Origin of the sequence: Acidithiobacillus sp. AMEEHan, from assembly GCF_030996345.1 — a bacterium.
GTDB lineage: Bacteria > Pseudomonadota > Gammaproteobacteria > Acidithiobacillales > Acidithiobacillaceae > Igneacidithiobacillus.
On the sequence record NZ_CP118747.1, the window covers coordinates 1,509,386 to 1,525,885 of the forward strand.

At 57.6% G+C, this 16,500-nt stretch carries 20 protein-coding genes and 1 pseudogene; 1 reads left to right on the forward strand and 20 read right to left on the reverse strand.

What is annotated here, in order from left to right; all coding sequences use genetic code 11:
• Nucleotides 1-28: 28 nt before the first annotated feature.
• The 3 genes from ORD17_RS07770 to ORD17_RS07780 form a co-directional block, all read right to left on the reverse strand.
• On the reverse strand, nucleotides 29-1,156 hold the full coding sequence (locus ORD17_RS07770; RefSeq protein ID WP_308387784.1) for a response regulator: 1,128 nt from the start codon (nucleotides 1,154-1,156) through the stop codon (nucleotides 29-31).
• 11 nt (nucleotides 1,157-1,167) lie between these two features.
• Nucleotides 1,168-2,652 (reverse strand): hypothetical protein, encoded by a 1,485-nt coding sequence (locus ORD17_RS07775; RefSeq protein WP_308387785.1) that lies wholly within the window; start codon nucleotides 2,650-2,652, stop codon nucleotides 1,168-1,170.
• 71 nt (nucleotides 2,653-2,723) lie between these two features.
• Nucleotides 2,724-3,152 (reverse strand): hypothetical protein, encoded by a 429-nt coding sequence (locus ORD17_RS07780; RefSeq protein ID WP_308387787.1) that lies wholly within the window; start codon nucleotides 3,150-3,152, stop codon nucleotides 2,724-2,726.
• 99 nt (nucleotides 3,153-3,251) lie between these two features.
• Here ORD17_RS07780 and ORD17_RS07785 point away from each other — a divergent pair, with 99 nt between their 5' ends.
• Entirely contained in the window at nucleotides 3,252-4,343 is a 1,092-nt protein-coding gene (locus ORD17_RS07785) for a L,D-transpeptidase family protein (RefSeq protein ID WP_374693359.1), read from the forward strand.
• On the opposite strand, the gene ORD17_RS07790 is transcribed toward ORD17_RS07785, so the two are convergent.
• The 17 genes and pseudogenes from ORD17_RS07790 to soxX all read right to left on the reverse strand — a co-directional run bounded on the left by ORD17_RS07790 (nucleotide 4,340) and on the right by soxX (nucleotide 16,478).
• On the reverse strand, nucleotides 4,340-5,125 hold the full coding sequence (locus ORD17_RS07790; protein ID WP_308387788.1) for a YdcF family protein: 786 nt from the start codon (nucleotides 5,123-5,125) through the stop codon (nucleotides 4,340-4,342). The genes ORD17_RS07785 and ORD17_RS07790 overlap by 4 nt on opposite strands.
• Before the next feature lie 3 nt (nucleotides 5,126-5,128).
• Complete coding sequence (lipA, locus tag ORD17_RS07795) at nucleotides 5,129-6,073, reverse strand: lipoyl synthase (protein ID WP_308387790.1); 945 nt, start codon at nucleotides 6,071-6,073, stop codon at nucleotides 5,129-5,131.
• Nucleotides 6,073-6,297, reverse strand: a complete 225-nt coding sequence (locus tag ORD17_RS13465) for a hypothetical protein (RefSeq protein ID WP_374693360.1) — start codon at nucleotides 6,295-6,297, stop codon at nucleotides 6,073-6,075. Before ORD17_RS13465 ends, lipA begins: the two co-directional genes overlap by 1 nt.
• A complete protein-coding gene (locus ORD17_RS13470) occupies nucleotides 6,255-6,539 on the reverse strand; it encodes a hypothetical protein (protein ID WP_374693361.1) in 285 nt (94 codons plus the stop codon). The genes ORD17_RS13465 and ORD17_RS13470 overlap by 43 nt, the downstream gene beginning before the upstream one ends.
• A 175-nt stretch (nucleotides 6,540-6,714) precedes the next feature.
• Nucleotides 6,715-6,981, reverse strand: a complete 267-nt coding sequence (locus tag ORD17_RS07805; RefSeq protein ID WP_308387791.1) for a DUF493 domain-containing protein — start codon at nucleotides 6,979-6,981, stop codon at nucleotides 6,715-6,717.
• An 86-nt stretch (nucleotides 6,982-7,067) separates the two neighbouring features.
• Nucleotides 7,068-8,231, reverse strand: a complete 1,164-nt coding sequence (locus ORD17_RS07810; protein WP_308387793.1) for a D-alanyl-D-alanine carboxypeptidase family protein — start codon at nucleotides 8,229-8,231, stop codon at nucleotides 7,068-7,070.
• A 23-nt stretch (nucleotides 8,232-8,254) separates the two neighbouring features.
• Entirely contained in the window at nucleotides 8,255-9,358 is a 1,104-nt protein-coding gene (gene rodA, locus ORD17_RS07815; protein WP_308387795.1) for a rod shape-determining protein RodA, read from the reverse strand.
• A gap of 4 nt (nucleotides 9,359-9,362) precedes the next feature.
• A complete protein-coding gene (gene mreD, locus ORD17_RS07820) occupies nucleotides 9,363-9,839 on the reverse strand; it encodes a rod shape-determining protein MreD (RefSeq protein WP_308387796.1) in 477 nt (158 codons plus the stop codon).
• A complete protein-coding gene (locus ORD17_RS07825) occupies nucleotides 9,836-10,063 on the reverse strand; it encodes a rod shape-determining protein MreC (protein WP_308390075.1) in 228 nt (75 codons plus the stop codon). Before ORD17_RS07825 ends, mreD begins: the two co-directional genes overlap by 4 nt.
• Nucleotides 10,064-10,092: 29 nt before the next feature.
• The gene (mreC, locus tag ORD17_RS07830; RefSeq protein WP_308387798.1) at nucleotides 10,093-10,668 is read right to left on the reverse strand and encodes a rod shape-determining protein MreC; all 576 of its coding nucleotides are present in this window, start codon (nucleotides 10,666-10,668) and stop codon (nucleotides 10,093-10,095) included.
• A gap of 13 nt (nucleotides 10,669-10,681) precedes the next feature.
• A pseudogene (locus tag ORD17_RS07835) lies at nucleotides 10,682-11,721 on the reverse strand (rod shape-determining protein).
• A 209-nt stretch (nucleotides 11,722-11,930) separates the two neighbouring features.
• On the reverse strand, nucleotides 11,931-13,658 hold the full coding sequence (soxB, locus tag ORD17_RS07840) for a thiosulfohydrolase SoxB (protein WP_308387799.1): 1,728 nt from the start codon (nucleotides 13,656-13,658) through the stop codon (nucleotides 11,931-11,933).
• A 26-nt stretch (nucleotides 13,659-13,684) separates the two neighbouring features.
• On the reverse strand, nucleotides 13,685-14,287 hold the full coding sequence (locus ORD17_RS07845; protein ID WP_308387800.1) for a DUF302 domain-containing protein: 603 nt from the start codon (nucleotides 14,285-14,287) through the stop codon (nucleotides 13,685-13,687).
• On the reverse strand, nucleotides 14,265-15,128 hold the full coding sequence (gene soxA, locus ORD17_RS07850) for a sulfur oxidation c-type cytochrome SoxA (RefSeq protein ID WP_308387801.1): 864 nt from the start codon (nucleotides 15,126-15,128) through the stop codon (nucleotides 14,265-14,267). Before soxA ends, ORD17_RS07845 begins: the two co-directional genes overlap by 23 nt.
• Before the next feature lie 65 nt (nucleotides 15,129-15,193).
• Nucleotides 15,194-15,529 carry a thiosulfate oxidation carrier complex protein SoxZ gene (soxZ, locus tag ORD17_RS07855; RefSeq protein ID WP_308387802.1) on the reverse strand — a complete coding sequence of 112 codons (336 nt, stop codon included), beginning with the start codon at nucleotides 15,527-15,529 and terminating at the stop codon, nucleotides 15,194-15,196.
• A 32-nt stretch (nucleotides 15,530-15,561) separates the two neighbouring features.
• Nucleotides 15,562-16,071, reverse strand: coding sequence for a thiosulfate oxidation carrier protein SoxY (gene soxY / locus ORD17_RS07860; protein ID WP_308387803.1), 510 nt, complete (start codon nucleotides 16,069-16,071; stop codon nucleotides 15,562-15,564).
• A gap of 23 nt (nucleotides 16,072-16,094) precedes the next feature.
• Nucleotides 16,095-16,478: a sulfur oxidation c-type cytochrome SoxX gene (gene soxX / locus ORD17_RS07865; protein WP_308387805.1), complete on the reverse strand. Its 384-nt coding sequence runs from the start codon at nucleotides 16,476-16,478 to the stop codon at nucleotides 16,095-16,097.
• Between the last annotated feature and the right edge of the window lie 22 nt (nucleotides 16,479-16,500).

The window sequence follows — 16,500 nt, forward strand, 5'->3', positions numbered from 1 at the left end:
GTCTCCCGGTTATTATTCATTTCCATCACTATAGCCCTGCAATCTTCGCTAACAGACGGCCAAGAAGACCGCGCTTCGCAGGACTCGGCCGTTGCGCTTCCGCCAGGGTGTCGGAGGAGATCGCCGGCTCTGACGCCATGCCTGCGGCGGAACTATATTCCAATAATTGCAGGGCATCAGCGGCCGCGAGAAAATTGAAGAGGGCCTGGGAATGTACCTGCAACATCCGAATGGTCAATGCCGGAGATGCCGGTGAACGGGCGAGAAAAGCCGCCAAACGCAGCGCCTCGGGTAGTGGGTATAAACGCGTAAGGTTGGGCCACCGGCGCAGTTTTACTGGGCGATTCAATGGAATTTTCCGGCTCAGGCGACCATCCGCAGCGATTGCGTGAATCTGCCAAAGATATTCCGTAAGCGTCATCGAATGAACGGATTTGTTGTCGGTGAAAGAGGCGCCATCTCGGAGAATGAGGTTTTCTTCTCCTTCTCGAAAGATTGCTTGTGCCTCTTCCATGCTGACACTGGCGTCAACCCTTTCCTGCTCTGGAAGGATCTGCCAGAGCAATCTTCCATTACGTCGATCGACGATTCCTACGGGAATTTGATCGCGGATGGCCCGCTGAACCAGCGCGAGAAGGCCCTGCTCCGGATCGAAGTAATTGATTTGATTCGGGTCAAAACTGGGTTTCTCCCTTACCGGCGGCTGCTGCACGCTCGTGGGGATTTTGGCTGGACTCGCCGCTGCTGTAGAACTTCGGGCCTGCTCTACTGGTTCCGGGGGCTCCCGCGGAGGCAATTCTCGGGTCGTTGGTGATGGACGCAGCAACTGCTCCAACGCGGGGAACAGGGTTTCCATGCGGATCGGTTTGGCCAGCGTCACGAACTGGGGAAAATTGTTGGGGACTACAGTCGTGGCAAGTAGGGGAATCTCGGGGTGTTCCTGACGAAATTTCTTGGCTTCGGCGAGCCCGTCGGGAGAATCCAGATCGGCAATCGCCGCATCCGGCACCTGCCGATCATCCGCTTCGAGAAAACTATAATTCGCCCTACGGTTCATGCGAAAGGCCATACGAAATACGGCCTCTTTTCGGCTATCGAGGCCAATCCCGCGAACGAGAATCGAAGGGGTTCCCGCAATCTGTGCCTTGTCAGTCATGATTTTCCTCCTCAGGCGGTAGCGCTGATGTCTCGCTGTAGGCGTTCGGACAGGTGGTACAGTTGCCGCAGGATGGCTTCGTCAGGTTGTGGGTCACTGTGGATGATCCTTTTGCTGAATCGAGCAAAACGATCGCGTGCTTGCATGCGTTCATACATCTCCAGTAATGGGAGGAAATAGCCGGACTTTCGCGGTGAGGCAAGGGCTGACTGTTCTAGCAAATCGACGGCTTCCTCTACTTGGCCATAATCGAGGAGCATATTGAAGTCGCGTAAAATTGGGTCATCGGCATCCACCTCGGCAATCTCTCGATCGCGGCGCAGGCGTTCCTCCACCAATTGCGCGCTGCTTACGGGGATAGTGCTGGTAGGAACATATAATTGATATTTTTCTGCGAGACTCGGTAGCACCTGATTTTCTCTCCCTTCACTATGTTCCAAGTCGTTATATAGGTCGTTTTGACCCAATTGCCGCCCCAGGTTGAGCAGGCGTTGGCGTAATGCCTTCCCTAGACCCCAGAGGATGATATGCAACCGCAGCAAAGTGCGGGCAAAATCCTGGCTGTTTCCCTGTTCATAAAAGATCTGGAGAAGCAGTACGTGGAGACGGAGTCGTTTCGGGTATAGAACGACCTCGCGCTGTAGGAGAGTTGCCGCGGCTGCGTCCTGGCCCGCTTCTCTCAGTAATGCGACCGCATGCCCCGTACCAACGAGGGTGCTAACCACCCGGATTTCCTCGTCATTGAGCGGAGATTGGGGCTCTGAACCACACAGCAGAGCATCTGCTGCAATCTCTTCCTTTCGCTCATGCTCCGCTGCATGCCGCTGAAATGCGTGCAGAGGAATGTCGGTCAGTTCGAGCGGTTCAGGATGGACGATTGCCTGCTGTAGGTCGCGATGGACAGAACCCAGCTCCAGCTGTTCCTGCTCGCGCGCGAGCAGATTTTCCTTTGGGAGGGGTTGCTGACGGCCTAGTTCCTGTTCGATATTTGCCAGACTGAGTTGTAGTCGGGTCTCGGCCAACACGCGTAGTGGCAGATTTTGCGGGTCCTTCTGCAGGCATTGTAAGGTCAGGTCGCGGACCGCATGGATGTCCAGAATTTGCTGGTCGAGATCTTCCTCCAGCAGCTCTGCGAGATGCGGATAATCCAGAGCCTCGATGTAGAGATTGCGGAGCCGGTTTCTTTGCTCCTGGTCCTGTGGATGATGCTCGACATACCAGCGAAGGGCCGTCGTTGCCTGATCGATATGTCCATATGCGAGGTAGATTTCTACCTCGTCCAGTATGCTGACCTCTTCGATTTCCGCCACCCTGGCGGCCGGCGCGCCTACCTCAGGCAACGGTGGCTGCGGAGCTTGCACGGCGGTCGACATCGGGGTTTCAGATGCTTTTCCTGGGCCCGTGGCTTTGCGCCCCCATAACTTCCAGAGAATCGCTGCCACCACCAAAAACACGGCTGCACCGATCAGTATCAGACTCGTCGTGGGGAGATGCATGGCTTGAGACTCAAGGCTCCTGGATGATCCAATGGACTTCGAGGAGCTAGATAGATGCTTTTGTCGGCCTGTCAACGCCCGAGTAGATGCGCGATTTCCTGTAGCCGTTTGCAGCTGCCGCGCTCGGGGTGTTCCCTGAGTGCCAGTTCGGCGTAGCCGTGGAAAAACTCGGGCAATGCCCGCAAAATCACCGGCAGACGCTCGCGGCTGGCACGCGCGATGCGCCACTCGCTGCGCGGTTCTCCGGGCCCGGCATAGCTGCATACCGCCAGACCCCAAGCTTGCTCGCTACCCGTCCAATGGTGTTGGGCAACGCGCAGGCGGTGCAGGTTCGGCTGGGTGCCCAGTCCCACGCCAGGGCCGTCGTAGACGATCTGCAGGTCCGTGGCGATGTCGGCGAGGAGGTGGTCCAAGGGGATGAAGGCGGTCCGCAGGACTTCCGTCCCGGGCGTTTCATCTTGGAGATGGCGCCGTAATTCGAGAAGAAAGGGTGATTCCACTTTTTGCTCCATTTTCGGTAAAATCGCAAAGTTACAACAGGATTAACTGGCCGCGCAGAAGAAATTAGGGATTCTGCCAGCCTCTCGGATGAGGTTGCAATGCTGCAAATCACACTACGAAGAATTTTTCTTGCCGGCTATGTCGCGCTGGCGCCGCTCGCCGCCCAGGCTACGGTGTTCCCCTTACCGCAGCACGGTAACATGGTTGGGAACCTGCAAGCCGTTACCAGCCATCGCGATGACACCTTGCTCGATATCGGTCGCTTCTATGATATCGGTTATAACCAGGAGGTTGGCGCCAATCCTGGAGTGAATCCCTGGCTGCCGGGTCAGGCGAGCAAGGTCGTCATTCCCAACGAGTACGTGCTACCCGCCGGGCCTTGGCGAGGAATTGTCGTCAACATCCCTGCCCGGCGCATCTATTTCTTCCCGGAGGGTCGGGGAGTGGTATTTACCTATCCGGTCGGGGTGTTCTTGCCCGGCTGGAAGGAGAGTCTGACCACTACCAGCATCATTCAGAAGTTCAAGATGCCGGCATGGTACGTGCCCAAAAACATCCACGCCTGGTTTGAGAAGAAGTTTCACATGGACATTCCCTGGTATTGGCCGCCGGGTGCGGAAAATCCCATGGGGGAGCTGGCCATGGAGACGGGACTCTCTGGAATCTTCATTCATGGCACCTACCACCCTTGGGGCATCGGGATGCGATCCAGCCAGGGTTGCTTCCAGATGTACCCGGAGAATGTCGCGCAGCTCTTCCCCATGGTGCCAGTGGGAACGCCGGTGCGCATCATCGACGAGCCGAACATGGTGGGCGAACGCAACGGACAGATCTACCTGCAGTGCTACAAGCCGTTGCATGCGTATCACAAGGATGGACCAACGGATCTGCAACGCGCGGTGGTCGCCATCAAGCAGTTTATGGCGGCCAATCATTTGCACGAAGAGATCGACTGGGCGCGGGTACGGCGTATGGTTGCCGAGCACAATACCGTTGCCCTGCCAATCGGTAAGGGCACGCCCACCTATGCCACCCTAGTCCAGGCGTTGCCCGCCAAGCCTTATGCGTATGCGCCGTATGGACCCGCTGCCAACGGTGCTGCCGTTCCTCCCCCACTTCCGCTGGCGAGCCAGGCCAATAAGGATCAGATCAACGTCAAGGTCTATTTGCCGGGGCAGAAGTCCAGTTAAAACTTCCCGGTGCGCCAGTAATACCAGAGGAGGCCAGCATATTCGTGCATGGCCTCGCTGCTGATCTCCTCATAGATCGCGCGGGGTAGCCAGGACTGCCAGGAGAGTGGGGTCGCCTGTCCCATCCGGTAGTCGCAGGGCACGGGCGTTGGCAGGAGACCATAGTGGCGAAACCAAGCCATGGCCCGCGGCATATGGACCGCCGAAGTCACCAGGTAGATTCGGCGAATATCGTGTTGGCGTAACAGGGACGCGCTGTCCTTGGCATTGGCAGCGGTATTGTAGGATTTGCCCTCCAGCCAGATCGGATTATCGACATGGAAGCTGTGCCGCAGCAGGCTGGCCATGGTCGCCGCCTCACTGGGCGCCCCGAAACTGGGCGCGCCGCCACTGGGTACTACGGGTAGATCGACTTGTCGCGCCAGCGCGGCGGCCGCCTGTAAGCGCATCATCGTTCGTGCATTGGCCATCTCGGGCACCGGCCGATCTGGATTGACGATCTCGCCGCCACCCAGTACAACGATCGCTTGCGGCGCCAGGTCTCCGCGCAGGGGATGCAACAGCGGTGGATACCGATCTTCCAGCGGCTGCAGCAGGAGACGTGCGCCAATCGGGGTGGCAGTGAAATAGATGCCGAACAGGGCGAGGACGATCACGATTCTGCCTAGGGAATGCCAGCCGCCCAATGCGCTGAGGAGCAGGCCGATACCCGCAATGCCCAGGAAGACGCCGGGCGGCTGGACCAAGGCGGAGCCGAGGCTGAGCAGATAGATCGGCGTCACACGCTACAGTGGGTCAGACCACTCACGGAAACTATGCTCGGCATGGTAGGAAGAGCGTACCAAGGGGCCGGCTGCCACGTGACGAAATCCCATTTCTCGTCCGATTTGCTCCAACTGCGCAAACTCATCGGGCGCCACGTAGCGCTGCACAGGGTAATGATGGCGCGAGGGCGCCAGATACTGTCCGAGGGTGAGCAACGAACAGCCGACAGCGCGCAGATCGCGCATCACTTCGATGATCTCCCCGATTTCTTCCCCCAGGCCCAGCATGAGGCCTGACTTGGTTGGGACATCGGCATGGCGCTCTCCATAGCGGCGCAGGAGCTCCAAAGAATGCGCGTAGTCTGCGCCTGGACGCGCCTGGGCATAGATCCTGGGTACAGTTTCCAGATTATGGTTGAGGACATCGGGGGGATATTCGGCCAGCGCATCGAGGGCCTTATCCAGACGTCCGCGAAAGTCTGGAACCAGAATTTCGATCTGCAGCTCCGGACATTGCTGACGCAATGCGGCGATGACCGCGGCAAAATGCCCGGCGCCGCCATCCCGCAGGTCGTCGCGGTCAACGGAGGTCACCACAACGAATTTTAACCCCATCTGCGCAACGGTCTGCGCCAAGTGCGCAGGTTCCTCGGGATCAGGAGCCTGTGGTCGGCCATGGGCAACGTCACAGAAGGGACAGCGCCGAGTACATAGATCGCCGAGGATCATGAAGGTAGCCGTTCCGCCACCAAAGCACTCTCCCAGATTGGGACAGGAAGCCTCTTCGCAGACCGTGTGCAGGTTTGCCCGTCGCAGAATCGTCTTCAATTCATCCACACGTGGATTCAAGGGCGAACGCACCCGCAGCCAGTCGGGCTTTGGCTGGCGCCGAGACGGTTCGGCAACGACGGGAATGGGCACGGGGTTGCGGCGGACCTTTTCCTCTCCCCGTTCGGCGCTTGCCATCAGCTACCCCCTTTGTGCAAGGGCCGTCCGAGGGCGATGGAGAGACTGTCGAGTAGCTCCTTGGCCACGCTTTCCGAGGACAGATCTGGGCAGAGGGTGTGTACCTGCGTGACTTCCAGGCCGGGGCTACCACAAGGATGAATCCGCTGAAAAGGGCTGAGATCCATGTCGGTGTTCAGGCTCAATCCGTGGTAGCTACGGCCCTTGTGAATGCGCAACCCCAAGGACGCAATTTTGGCTCCCTGTACATATACCCCGGGGCGTCGCGGCGCGCTTGGGCACTGACGCCGTGTTGCGCAAGCAGGTGGATGACGGCATTTTCCATGGCGAGCGTCAGTTGTCGCACATTCCAGCCGCAGCGGGCGAGATCGATGAGGAGGTAAGCGACCCATTGGCCAGGACCATGATAGGTCACCTTACCGCCGCGATCGCTGCGGATCACCGGGATGGGGCCAGGATCAAGCACGTCCGCTGCATCGGCATTGCGACCTAGGGTGAAGACGGGGGGTGCTGCAACAACCAGATCTGATCAGGAGTTGTCTCGTCACGTTGTCGGGTGAATTCACGCATGGCGTCGAGCACGGTGAAGTAAGGCAGGAGACCGGGCCAGCAGCGCACGGAAATGGATTCGTCGGAGAGCTCTACAGGCACAGCATCACCCCCTCGATCCCTTGCACTGCGGCGTAGATGGCCTGCAGGTGCTCGGCATCATGCACCGTCACTGAGCAGGTGACGGCGGTATATTTACCACCACCACTAGCGCGCACGCTGAATGCTTGCTCTGATATATCCGGCACATGCACGGCGACGGCTGCCCGCACCGCGCCGAGCAGATCGTCGTGCTGACCAATAGCCTTCACATGGTGGATATGGGGAAAATCGTCTGGCCTTTCGCCTAGCGTTTCCATGCCTGCTCCTCATCGCGCCTCGTCTTGCCCGAGGTACTTACTCCCGCATGGTAGTGCTTCCACGGCATCAGGTGAAGTCCTCGACCTCAGAGGGCGGCGCTGACGCGATGCCACAGCTGTCCGAGCCAGGACGCCTTGCTCACCGCAGTGCTGGCGAGGACCGGCACGCTGCGCACGACCTTGCCATCCAGAGTTACCTGCAGTTGCCCCAGTACGGTCCCTTTGGCGAAGGGCGCCTGCACCTTTGGCGTCCATAGCAAGTGGGTTTGCAGATCGGCGGCGCGGCCATGCGGAACGGTTACAATCAATGGCTCGGCCACGGAGACGGGCACCTGCATCGGCGACCAGTCACTGTGGGATGCTACGCCCACCTGCTTGCCTGCGGCAGCCAGTTCCTGGTTCTCGTAGAAACGATACCCATAATTGAGCAGGGCTTCGATAGCGTCCGTACCAGAAGACCAGCTGGGCGCACCCATCTCCACGACGATCAAACGCCTGCCATTGCGCTCGGCCGTGGCATCGATGCAATGCCCAGAGGCATCGGTAAGTCCGGTCTTCAACCCATCGACACTGGGGTCGCGGAACAATACCGGATTCCAGCTGCGCTGGGTGATGTTATTGTAGGTATAGGATTTGAGCTTGGTGATCTGCAGGACTTGCGGATATTGTTGGATCATATGACGCGACAACACAGCGACATCATAAGCGGTCGTATACAGATTGTCGTCGGGCAAACCATCTACATTGCTGTAGTGGGTTGAATGCAGCTGCAGCTTTGCTGCAGCATTGTTCATCAGGGTGACGAATGCCTCTTGGCTACCGCCGATGGCCTCGGCAAGAGCCACCGCCGCGTCATTGCCGGAATCGATCAGCAGCCCGTGCAGGAGTTGATCCACCGTCACCGGCAGGCGTGGCTGTATAAACATACGGGAACCACCAGTTTTCCAGGCAGCGTCCGAAACCGGAACCGTTTCTTGTAAGCGTAGACTACCGTCGGCAATCGCTTGATAGGTGAGGTAGGCCGTCATCAATTTCGTCAGGCTGGCGGGCGCGCGGCGCAAATCCGGGTCCTTCGCCGCAATGACCTGTCCTGTTTGATAATCCATCAGGACGTAGCTCGCCACATTGGGCAAAGAGGGTGCCGGTGGAATCGGCAATTGCGGCGTTGGGGTGACGGCCATTGCCAGGGTGGAGAAGGTGAAAAGTAAGGTAGCCAGAACACTGTTGAAGAAAGTACGCATAGAAGCCATGAACATCCTGCTAAAAAGGCGGGTTAGTCGTGAAGTCGGGGGTGCGAATGAATCGACATGAGGATACCCAAACCGACAAGAAAGGTCAGCATCGCCGTCCCGCCATAACTGATCAACGGCAAGGGAACACCGACGACCGGCAGAATGCCGCTGGTCATGCCCATATTGATGAAAACATAGAGAAAAAAGGTCAGGCTGAGAGTGCCAGCGAGCAATTTCCCGAAGCGGGAGCGGCTTTCGAAAGCAATGACCAGGCCGCGCAGGACGATAAGGAGATATACCGCCATCAGCAGCAGCACACCGACCAGACCAAACTCCTCAGCGAAACCGGCGAAGACGAAATCGGTCTGCGCCTCAGGTAGAAAATCCAAGTTGACCTGGGTACCGTGGAACCAGCCCTTGCCAAAGATTCCCCCTGAACCAATGGCAATCATGCTCTGGATGATGTGGTAGCCGGCGCCCAGTGGATCGCGTTGCGGATCGAGAAACGTGAGGATGCGCTCCTTTTGGTAGCCATGTAAAAAATGCCAGAGTACCGGGCCGCTGATGGCGGCAAGCAGAATCAGGGCAATGAACCAGCGTCGTCGCACGCCCGCCAGCCACATGGCAAAGAGCCCCGCCGCTGCGATTTGCACTGCAGTACCCAGGTCGGGTTCCTTGGCGATGAGGAGAAAGGGCACGCCGATCAACACAAAACCGACGACCGCGGGTCGCCACAGGCGCACATCGTCCACCTGCGAATAGTAGTAGGCGAGCATCAGCGGCAGAGCGAGCTTGACCAGCTCGGAAGGCTGAAAACTCAGGGCTCCGACGCCCAGCCAGCGTTTGGCGCCCATGCTGGTTTCGCCGACGACCAAGGTCAGCAGTAAGAGCACGATGCCCACGGCATAGAGGGGCGGAGCCCAGGCGCGCAGGCGCTCGGGCGGCGTATTGGCGATGGCGATCATGACGCCAATCCCGATCGTGAAACGCAGTAATTGTGCCCATACGACGTGAAGGTTCTGTTGGCTGGCACTATAGAGCACTGCCAAGCTGATCCCCATAAGCAGCAGGATGCCGGTCATCAACGCGGGATCAATGTGGCTGAAAACTCGGGCGAGGCGTTGCGGTCGGTTGCTGGAGTTCATCTGCTCATCTCCTCAGTTGTGGCCAGTGGCGCTGCATTTGGTCGAGGAGATACGTCAACAACGGCCAGAGGGCAGCGCCCAGTGCCGGACCGATAAGGAGCGCGTTGTGCCAGGCAATCGGTCGCAGTAACAGCGGCCAGAGCCAGGCAGCTAGCTGTTGGGCGAGAAGCAAAAAAAAGATAAAGAAGAGCTGCTCCCAAGGCGGGAGTCGTCGCACCCGGTTCATCCAAGCATAGAGCAAGACCAACATAAGCACGAGGGAGATTGCCTGAGCGCCAAGAAGATCGCCGAGGAGTAAATCCTGGAGCAGACCAATCAACCAAATGACCACGTAGCTCAGGGCCTGCTCGCTGCTCAAAGCCCAGTACAAGATAAGCAGTGCCACGAAGTCGGGATGCAACTGCGCGTAGAGTGGGCCAAATGGCAGCGATTCCAGGAGAAAGGCTAGAAGAAAGCCAAGGAACAGAATCCCTGCCTTCATCGATCCGATGAGCGGCGGGTCTGCGGCCACAGCAGAAGGATGGTGTTCAGTGCTGCCAGATTGGCACTCGGGCGAACTTCAATCTTGGCAAACGAGCCGTCGCTCCTCCGCTCTACGGTTTGCACCACGCCCAGTGGCAGACCGGGAGGGAAACGGCCACCCAGCCCGGAAGTGACCAGTTCCATCCCCGGAACCAGCTTTGTGTCACGTGACTGAAAGGGCACAGACAATGCCTGTAGGCTCCCCTGCCCATCTACCAGCAGTGGTTCACCACCCCCAGTGGTTGCGCGGGAACGGAGCTGGACAGGTCCGACAAGAGACTGATTCTGGCGTTATCGCGGCTCACGGTGACCACTTGTCCGATTACGCCGCCGGGTGCAAGTGCAGGCTGACCGACATAGACACCTTCTGCCGAGCCCGCATTGATAGTGATTTGTTGACTTCCGGAGAGCAGACTTTGGGCCTCGACCTGCGCTACCGTCACCCGACCCGGTGCCGTGGGAAAACTGTCCAGCAGGGCGAGTATCTGACGATTTTCTGCGCGTAATATCGGTAACGCGAGGTTTTCGGCCTCCAAGGCGTGCAGGCGTTGCCGGAGATCTGCATTTTCTCTCCGTAGCGCCTCTTGTCCCTGCAGGTAACCGCTGGCCGCCGACCAAGCGTCACTCACTTGCCCATTGAGCCAGAAGATCGGGCGCGCCAGGCTGAGGCCGAATGCTTGCAGATTGGGGTGTCCAATGCTGTAAAAGCTCAGCCCCGCGCTGACTGCGCCCAGTAGGACGAGGCGCAGCAGCGATGGAAGGGGGCGACTCAGCGACAAGCCAGACATTGGCGTCTACGCTTCACTCTTCCGCAAATACCTCGCCCAGGCGCTCCAATTCTTCGAGCGCTCGGCCTCCCCCGCGAGCCACACAGGTGAGAGGGTCTTCGGCAACGATGACTGGTAACCCGGTTTCTTCCATGATCAAACGATCGAGATCGCGCACCAGGGCACCGCCGCCCGTCAGCACCATGCCGCGCTCAGCGATATCGCCGGCGAGTTCGGGGGGGTCTGTTCCAGGGCCAGCTTGATGGCCCCGACGATCGCGCCGAGAGGCTCCTGCAGGGCCTCGAGGATTTCGTTGCTGGAGATGCTGAAGGTGCGCGGGACCCCCTCGGCAAGATTACGTCCGCGTACCTCCATGCTCAGGGTTTCACTCAAGGGGTAGGCGCAACCGATGGTTTTCTTGATTTCTTCAGCGGTGCTCTCGCCAATCAACATACCATAGTTGCGGCGGATGTAATTGACGATGGCTTCGTCCATCTTGTCGCCACCGACGCGCACGCTCTGCGAGTAGACGACGCCGCCCAGGGCAATCACGCCGACTTCGGTAGTGCCACCGCCAATATCCACTACCATCGAGGCGGTGGGTTCGGCAACCGGCAAACCCGCGCCAATGGCCGCTGCCATGGGTTCTTCGATGAGATGCACTTCCCGGGCACCAGCGCTCTGGGCAGACTCTCGGATGGCGCGCCGCTCGACTTGGGTTGCCCCGTAGGGTACGCAAACGATGATGCGCGGACTCGGGCTAAGAAAGCGCTGGGGATGGACGCGTTTGATGAAGTGCTTGAGCATCGCCTCAGTGATCTGAAAATCGGCGATGACGCCATCCTTCAGTGGGCGGATGGCGATGATGTTGGCTGGTGTGCGTCCCAACATACGTTTGGCCTCCTCGCCAACGGCCTGCGTACGCCGGTCGGCGCCGTGGCGACCGATGCGGATCGCCACTACCGAGGGTTCAGAGAGGACGATGCCTTTGCCGCGTACATAGATCAGGGTGTTCGCCGTGCCGAGGTCAACTGCCAGATCGCTCGAAAACAGTCCAAGAAAGCGCTTGAATATCATTTAGTTGTGATCCTGCATGGGGGTCCAGAAGCCAATGCTGTTCGTGGGCCGCGCGCCTGCGCAGCGGTCCCAAAAAATGCCCGGCCAGTCTAGCAGAAGCCATGGCAAAGCCCAAGAACCGGTAAGCGACTGAAACTGTAGCGATTTGGCTACAAAAAAGCCGGCACAATTGGCCGGCGGAGTCCGCTCGTTACCAGCTTGTCCCGTTACAGGTGGTAGCTTTTGGGGAAGGCAATGCCCTTATTGTCGCGCATGTCCGCATTCAGGACGGGTAGATCGACCTTTTTCACTTCCACATGCTTCTGGCTCTGCAGCCAGCTGGCAAAGACTTCCCAGACGGGCTTGCCTTCCACCGGCTGCATGGCAGCCCAGCCGGCGACCTTGTACTTTTTACTCGCACTGGCAAGCTTGCCACCAATACGCAGGTTGCTGATGCGATGATAGATCTTCTCGTCGGGGTTGAAGTCATACTGGATGTTGCCGACGCGAATCATGTCACCGCCCTGCTGGTAGTAGGGATTGGGGTTGAAGATGTTGTCCGCCACCTGCTCCATGATGTTTTTGATCTGCTCGCCGGTATAGTTGTTGACCGTCACCTGGGGATAAGTGATAGCCGTCTGCCCCATGACATCTTCCATGGTGATGGTCTCCCCGGGCAGCTTGCAGTAGCCCCAGCGGAAACCAGGCGAGAACGCGGCCTCGCAATCCATCTCGGCGCGCAAGGCATCGCAGAGGAGCTGGTCGAACGTGCCGTTAAAGTTGTCACGCCGATAGAGTAGGCTACCCGTGGTCGCCAGGGGTTGCTGCAATTTTTCCAGATACGGCTTGCGTACCCCGTCAATGTACGCGCTCATTGCGGCATCGGCGGGAATCAGATTGGAGAACACCGGCAGATAGTGGAAGCGCCAGCCGTTGAGCTTGCCTTTGCCGACATCGAGATCGAAGCGCGCCAAGATCTTGCCGTTGGTGCTGGTGTTGATGATCAAGGTCTGATTCACCTGGAAAGGCTTGGGACCCATGATATCGTGCGTATGCCCGCCGAGAATGATGTCGATTCCTTTGACCAGAGAGGCCATTTTTTTGTCCACGTCAGCGCCATTGTGGGAGAGGACGACCACCAGATCTGCCTTCTTGTCATTGCGGCACTCGTCTACCATTTTCTGCATGTGCTCGGTATGAATGCCAAAGCCCCAGTCGGGAATCATGTAGGCAGGGTTCGCGATGGGGGTGAAGGGGAATGCCTGACCGATCACGGCAATGCGACGACCGCTGATCTCGTGGATCTGATAAGGCTGAAAGACGGGCTCCTGCCAGGTGTTGCTGAACACGTTCTGCGCCAGAAACTTGGCCTTCAACTTGTTCTTTACCAGGTATTCGACCTGCTTCTGTCCATAGGTGAATTCCCAGTGACCGACGAAGTCATCCACACCGAGCAGGTTTTGCGCTCCGACCATGTCCTCACCCTTGGTCCAGAGTGCAGTCGCAGAACCCTGCCAGGTATCTCCGCCATCGAGCAGCAGGGCGCGATTGCCGAGCTGGCTGCGATAGCGTTTTACCAGCGTAGCGATATGCGCATAGCCGCCAATTTTTCCGTAGTGCTTGGCGAGGGTATCGAAATCCAGGCAGGAATAGGCGTACTCGTCGCGTCCGCGGTGGGCCAGACCATAATAATCGAGCATCCATTTGCCGCAGAGATGCGGGGTCTGATTCAGAACCGGGCCGACACCGATGTTGGTATCGGGTTCGCGCCACCAGACCGGCAGAAGCTGGGCATGTGAATCAGTCATATGCAGCAGCGTCACATTCCCGTATGCGGGAATATCGTAGGGGTCCTTGTCGCTCCCCCAGGCGGCCTGGATGGCGCCGGGCGCAAAAAAGCCGCTGGCCCCAGCGACGCCCAAAAGTTGCAAAAAATCTCTTCTACCCAATTGCATGACGATGATACCTCCCCAATTCTTGTTTACAGACCGCCGGATTTGGCCTGTTTCATTACGGTGATGATCTGTTTATCGAGTTCCTTGGCCACTTTTTCTGCTTCGGTATTCTTTGGGAAATAGCGCAGCGCATAGGTGGGTAAATAGGTCATGAGTTTTAATTGCCCATGACTTTCATACATGACGATCTTGCACGGAGCGAAAGCGCCGAACTCCGGGGTGCTCTGCAAAATTTTCGCACCCAGTACGAGATTGCACACCTCATAAATCACATAAGGCGTATTGCTTTTGATGCCGCGCTCCTGCAAACCCTGCTGTACATCCAGCGTGCCGACGACATTCATGTTTTCCGCCTCGGCACCGCTGCTGATACCGAGTTTAATCTGAGCGGGCGTCACTCCTTGGTCTACGGCTACGACATACAACGGGGAATCGGTATTGATTTTAGGCATGCCGGAAACCGGCGCCGCAACGAGTGCCGCGTGGGCGATACAGGCGAAGCCAGCGCTGGCCAAAGCAACGCTGAGTCTTGCCGCAAGGGATGCGATACGAAACATGGACAACTCCTCTGGTACGACAGATGTGATCAGCAGAAAGCTCGCCGCCTTACGGCCGATAGCCCGGAACATTCATCTTGATGCCATTACTGAGATAACTCATGAAATATTCCAGGTTACGATAGTTGACGCTCTCCAGCTTTTCCGGTTGCGCACCCACTTTCTTGTCACAGCCTTCCATACGCTTTTGTAGGGTATTTACCGCCGACCACGCCGCCCGATAGGTAGGGAAATGGGCACTCTGCCCAACCACTGGAGAGATGATCTGGTCGCGCAGATATTTCCCGGCATAGGCAACATGACAGGAAGCACAGGAGAAGTTGAGTTGCCCACGCTTCATGAAGAAATAGGCCTTTCCTTCCTCAAATGCCTTCACCGCGCCCGGCCCTTTGACCTGCACGTCGACGGGCATACCATTGGACAGCGACCCAAGATAGGTCTGCAATGCGATCATGTCCTGACTGCCATATTTCAGCGGCGCTTCGCCGTTGGCCTTGCGACAGGCGTTGATGCTCATACCAATGGTGACGACTTGGTTGGTCTTGCTATCAAACATCGGATAATGCGCAGCTACCCCCTTGCCGCCATCGGGATAGCAACTGGCATAGGTTTTCCCATTTTTGAATTTACTGTCCCAGAGCTTCTGCCCTTCGGAGAGAGTCAGGTCTCCTGGGTTGAACTGCATGGCTTCCTGATATTGTGCGTAGAGCTGGGGACTGAAGGCATAGGCTCCCAGCGCGTATTTCTCTAACGGCATGCTGGGAAATTGCTGTTTGAAATATTCGTGAAACTGTTGCAGAGTCTGTTCCGGTCCCACCTTGGTGTTTCCAAGGTCCCACCAATTCACCGCATTGGCTGCGATGCTGTTTCCGGCGAGCGCCACAACAGCAACAGGTATGAGCCATCTTTTCATTGCGATTTCCCTCCCTTTTTATGGAAATCGGCGCAGTGCGCTATGCACTGCGCTGTAGCGTGTTCCTAACTCACGGTAATTTTGGAGTCCGCGCTCCAGTTACCATTGGTATTGTCTTTCCATACCATTTTTAAGGTACCACTTTCCTCCGCACGCATTTTGAATGCCAGATAGGGATTGGCGCTGACTGCGGTACTCCAGTCGATGTCCAACAGCGGTTTATCGTTGAAGGTGACGGTTACCGTCTGAATGAAATGTGCAGGAATCAATTTGCCCGTTTTTTTGTCTTTCTGGAGACCGGTAGTCATCGGGTTCATGATCAGGGAACGAACCTCCACGATCTCCCCCTTTTTTGCGCTACCGGGCATGCGGATCATCGGATTGCCAAGTGCTTCTGCCATGGTATATTGCTCCTTAAGAAAATCTAAAAAAATCAGCCGCCGCAGCCGCCAATGGTGACTTTGACTTCACGGGGTGCCGAGGCCATCAGTTCCCCCTTGTTGGTTTTGGCGACGACCCTGACGTTGTCGGTCTTCGCCATCTTGATGCGCTCTTGAATGTAGGCCTTGCCGCATGCTGGGGTGAAATTGAACTGGCTCGCCAGAGGGGTGGGGTTGTGATCAACAAAGAGCCAGACCGTGCTGATGTAGTCATCCGCCGTCATGGGAGAGTCGACTTCGATCGTGACCGGCACAGCGCCACCATTTTCGGCGATCGTCGGGGCCTTGAGCGAAACCTTGGGAGAAACAGGTACATTGGTTTTGCCAACCGAATCGCTCATTGCCTGATCAAGCACTTTGGCGTCGAAGGCCTTGGCAGGCCAGCCCGCGACATTGTCGGCGAAGGCGTTGCCGGCACGCAAAAGACCAGTACCGGCGACGGCAGCTACGGCAGCGGCGGTGACGCCGGTACCGAGGAATTGTCTACGTTGCATTTGCTTCATGTAAATACTCCTCAACAGATGATTTATTTCAAGGACCAGAGATAATCAGCAATCTGTTCCAGCTCTTGCTGGGTCAGGACTTTGTTCTTGCCAAATTCCGGCATGTTGGCATAGGGAAAGAGTTTTTCCGGATCAGAGAGAAAGGCGACCAACTTTTCCTTGGTCTGGAACATTTGCTGGAAGGTCACGCCTTTCATCGGCAGAGCCGGGCCAACATCACCCGCTTGCGTGCCGCCGGGAAGGGCGTGACAGGCTAAGCAATTTCCCTTGGCCCGGTTAAATGCCAAGGCGCGACCAGCTTCAATGTTATTGACCGCCGGGGCAGCGCTGGCAGCAGTAGCGACCAACAACAGGGCGCCAGCCAGTCCAGTAAGTATCCCCGCACGTGTGCGTCTGTGAGCGTTCATGATGACTCCTACGGTGCTGCCC

Excerpts from the sequence above, each read along its gene's own strand:
- soxY (WP_308387803.1), bottom strand. The coding sequence starts at position 16,071 with ATGAAGCAAATGCAACGTAGACAATTCCTCGGTACCGGCGTCACCGCC.
- mreC (WP_308387798.1), bottom strand. The coding sequence starts at position 10,668 with ATGTCTGGCTTGTCGCTGAGTCGCCCCCTTCCATCGCTGCTGCGCCTC.
- ORD17_RS07775 (WP_308387785.1), bottom strand. The coding sequence starts at position 2,652 with ATGCATCTCCCCACGACGAGTCTGATACTGATCGGTGCAGCCGTGTTT.
- soxB (WP_308387799.1), bottom strand. The coding sequence starts at position 13,658 with ATGCAATTGGGTAGAAGAGATTTTTTGCAACTTTTGGGCGTCGCTGGG.
- lipA (WP_308387790.1), bottom strand. The coding sequence starts at position 6,073 with ATGGCAAGCGCCGAACGGGGAGAGGAAAAGGTCCGCCGCAACCCCGTG.
- soxA (WP_308387801.1), bottom strand. The coding sequence starts at position 15,128 with ATGAAAAGATGGCTCATACCTGTTGCTGTTGTGGCGCTCGCCGGAAAC.
- mreD (WP_308387796.1), bottom strand. The coding sequence starts at position 9,839 with ATGAAGGCAGGGATTCTGTTCCTTGGCTTTCTTCTAGCCTTTCTCCTG.
- ORD17_RS07845 (WP_308387800.1), bottom strand. The coding sequence starts at position 14,287 with ATGTTCCGGGCTATCGGCCGTAAGGCGGCGAGCTTTCTGCTGATCACA.
- rodA (WP_308387795.1), bottom strand. The coding sequence starts at position 9,358 with ATGAACTCCAGCAACCGACCGCAACGCCTCGCCCGAGTTTTCAGCCAC.
- ORD17_RS07785 (WP_374693359.1), top strand. The coding sequence starts at position 3,252 with ATGCTGCAAATCACACTACGAAGAATTTTTCTTGCCGGCTATGTCGCG.
- ORD17_RS07770 (WP_308387784.1), bottom strand. The coding sequence starts at position 1,156 with ATGACTGACAAGGCACAGATTGCGGGAACCCCTTCGATTCTCGTTCGC.
- ORD17_RS07810 (WP_308387793.1), bottom strand. The coding sequence starts at position 8,231 with ATGGCTTCTATGCGTACTTTCTTCAACAGTGTTCTGGCTACCTTACTT.
- ORD17_RS07805 (WP_308387791.1), bottom strand. The coding sequence starts at position 6,981 with ATGGAAACGCTAGGCGAAAGGCCAGACGATTTTCCCCATATCCACCAT.
- soxZ (WP_308387802.1), bottom strand. The coding sequence starts at position 15,529 with ATGGCAGAAGCACTTGGCAATCCGATGATCCGCATGCCCGGTAGCGCA.
- soxX (WP_308387805.1), bottom strand. The coding sequence starts at position 16,478 with ATGAACGCTCACAGACGCACACGTGCGGGGATACTTACTGGACTGGCT.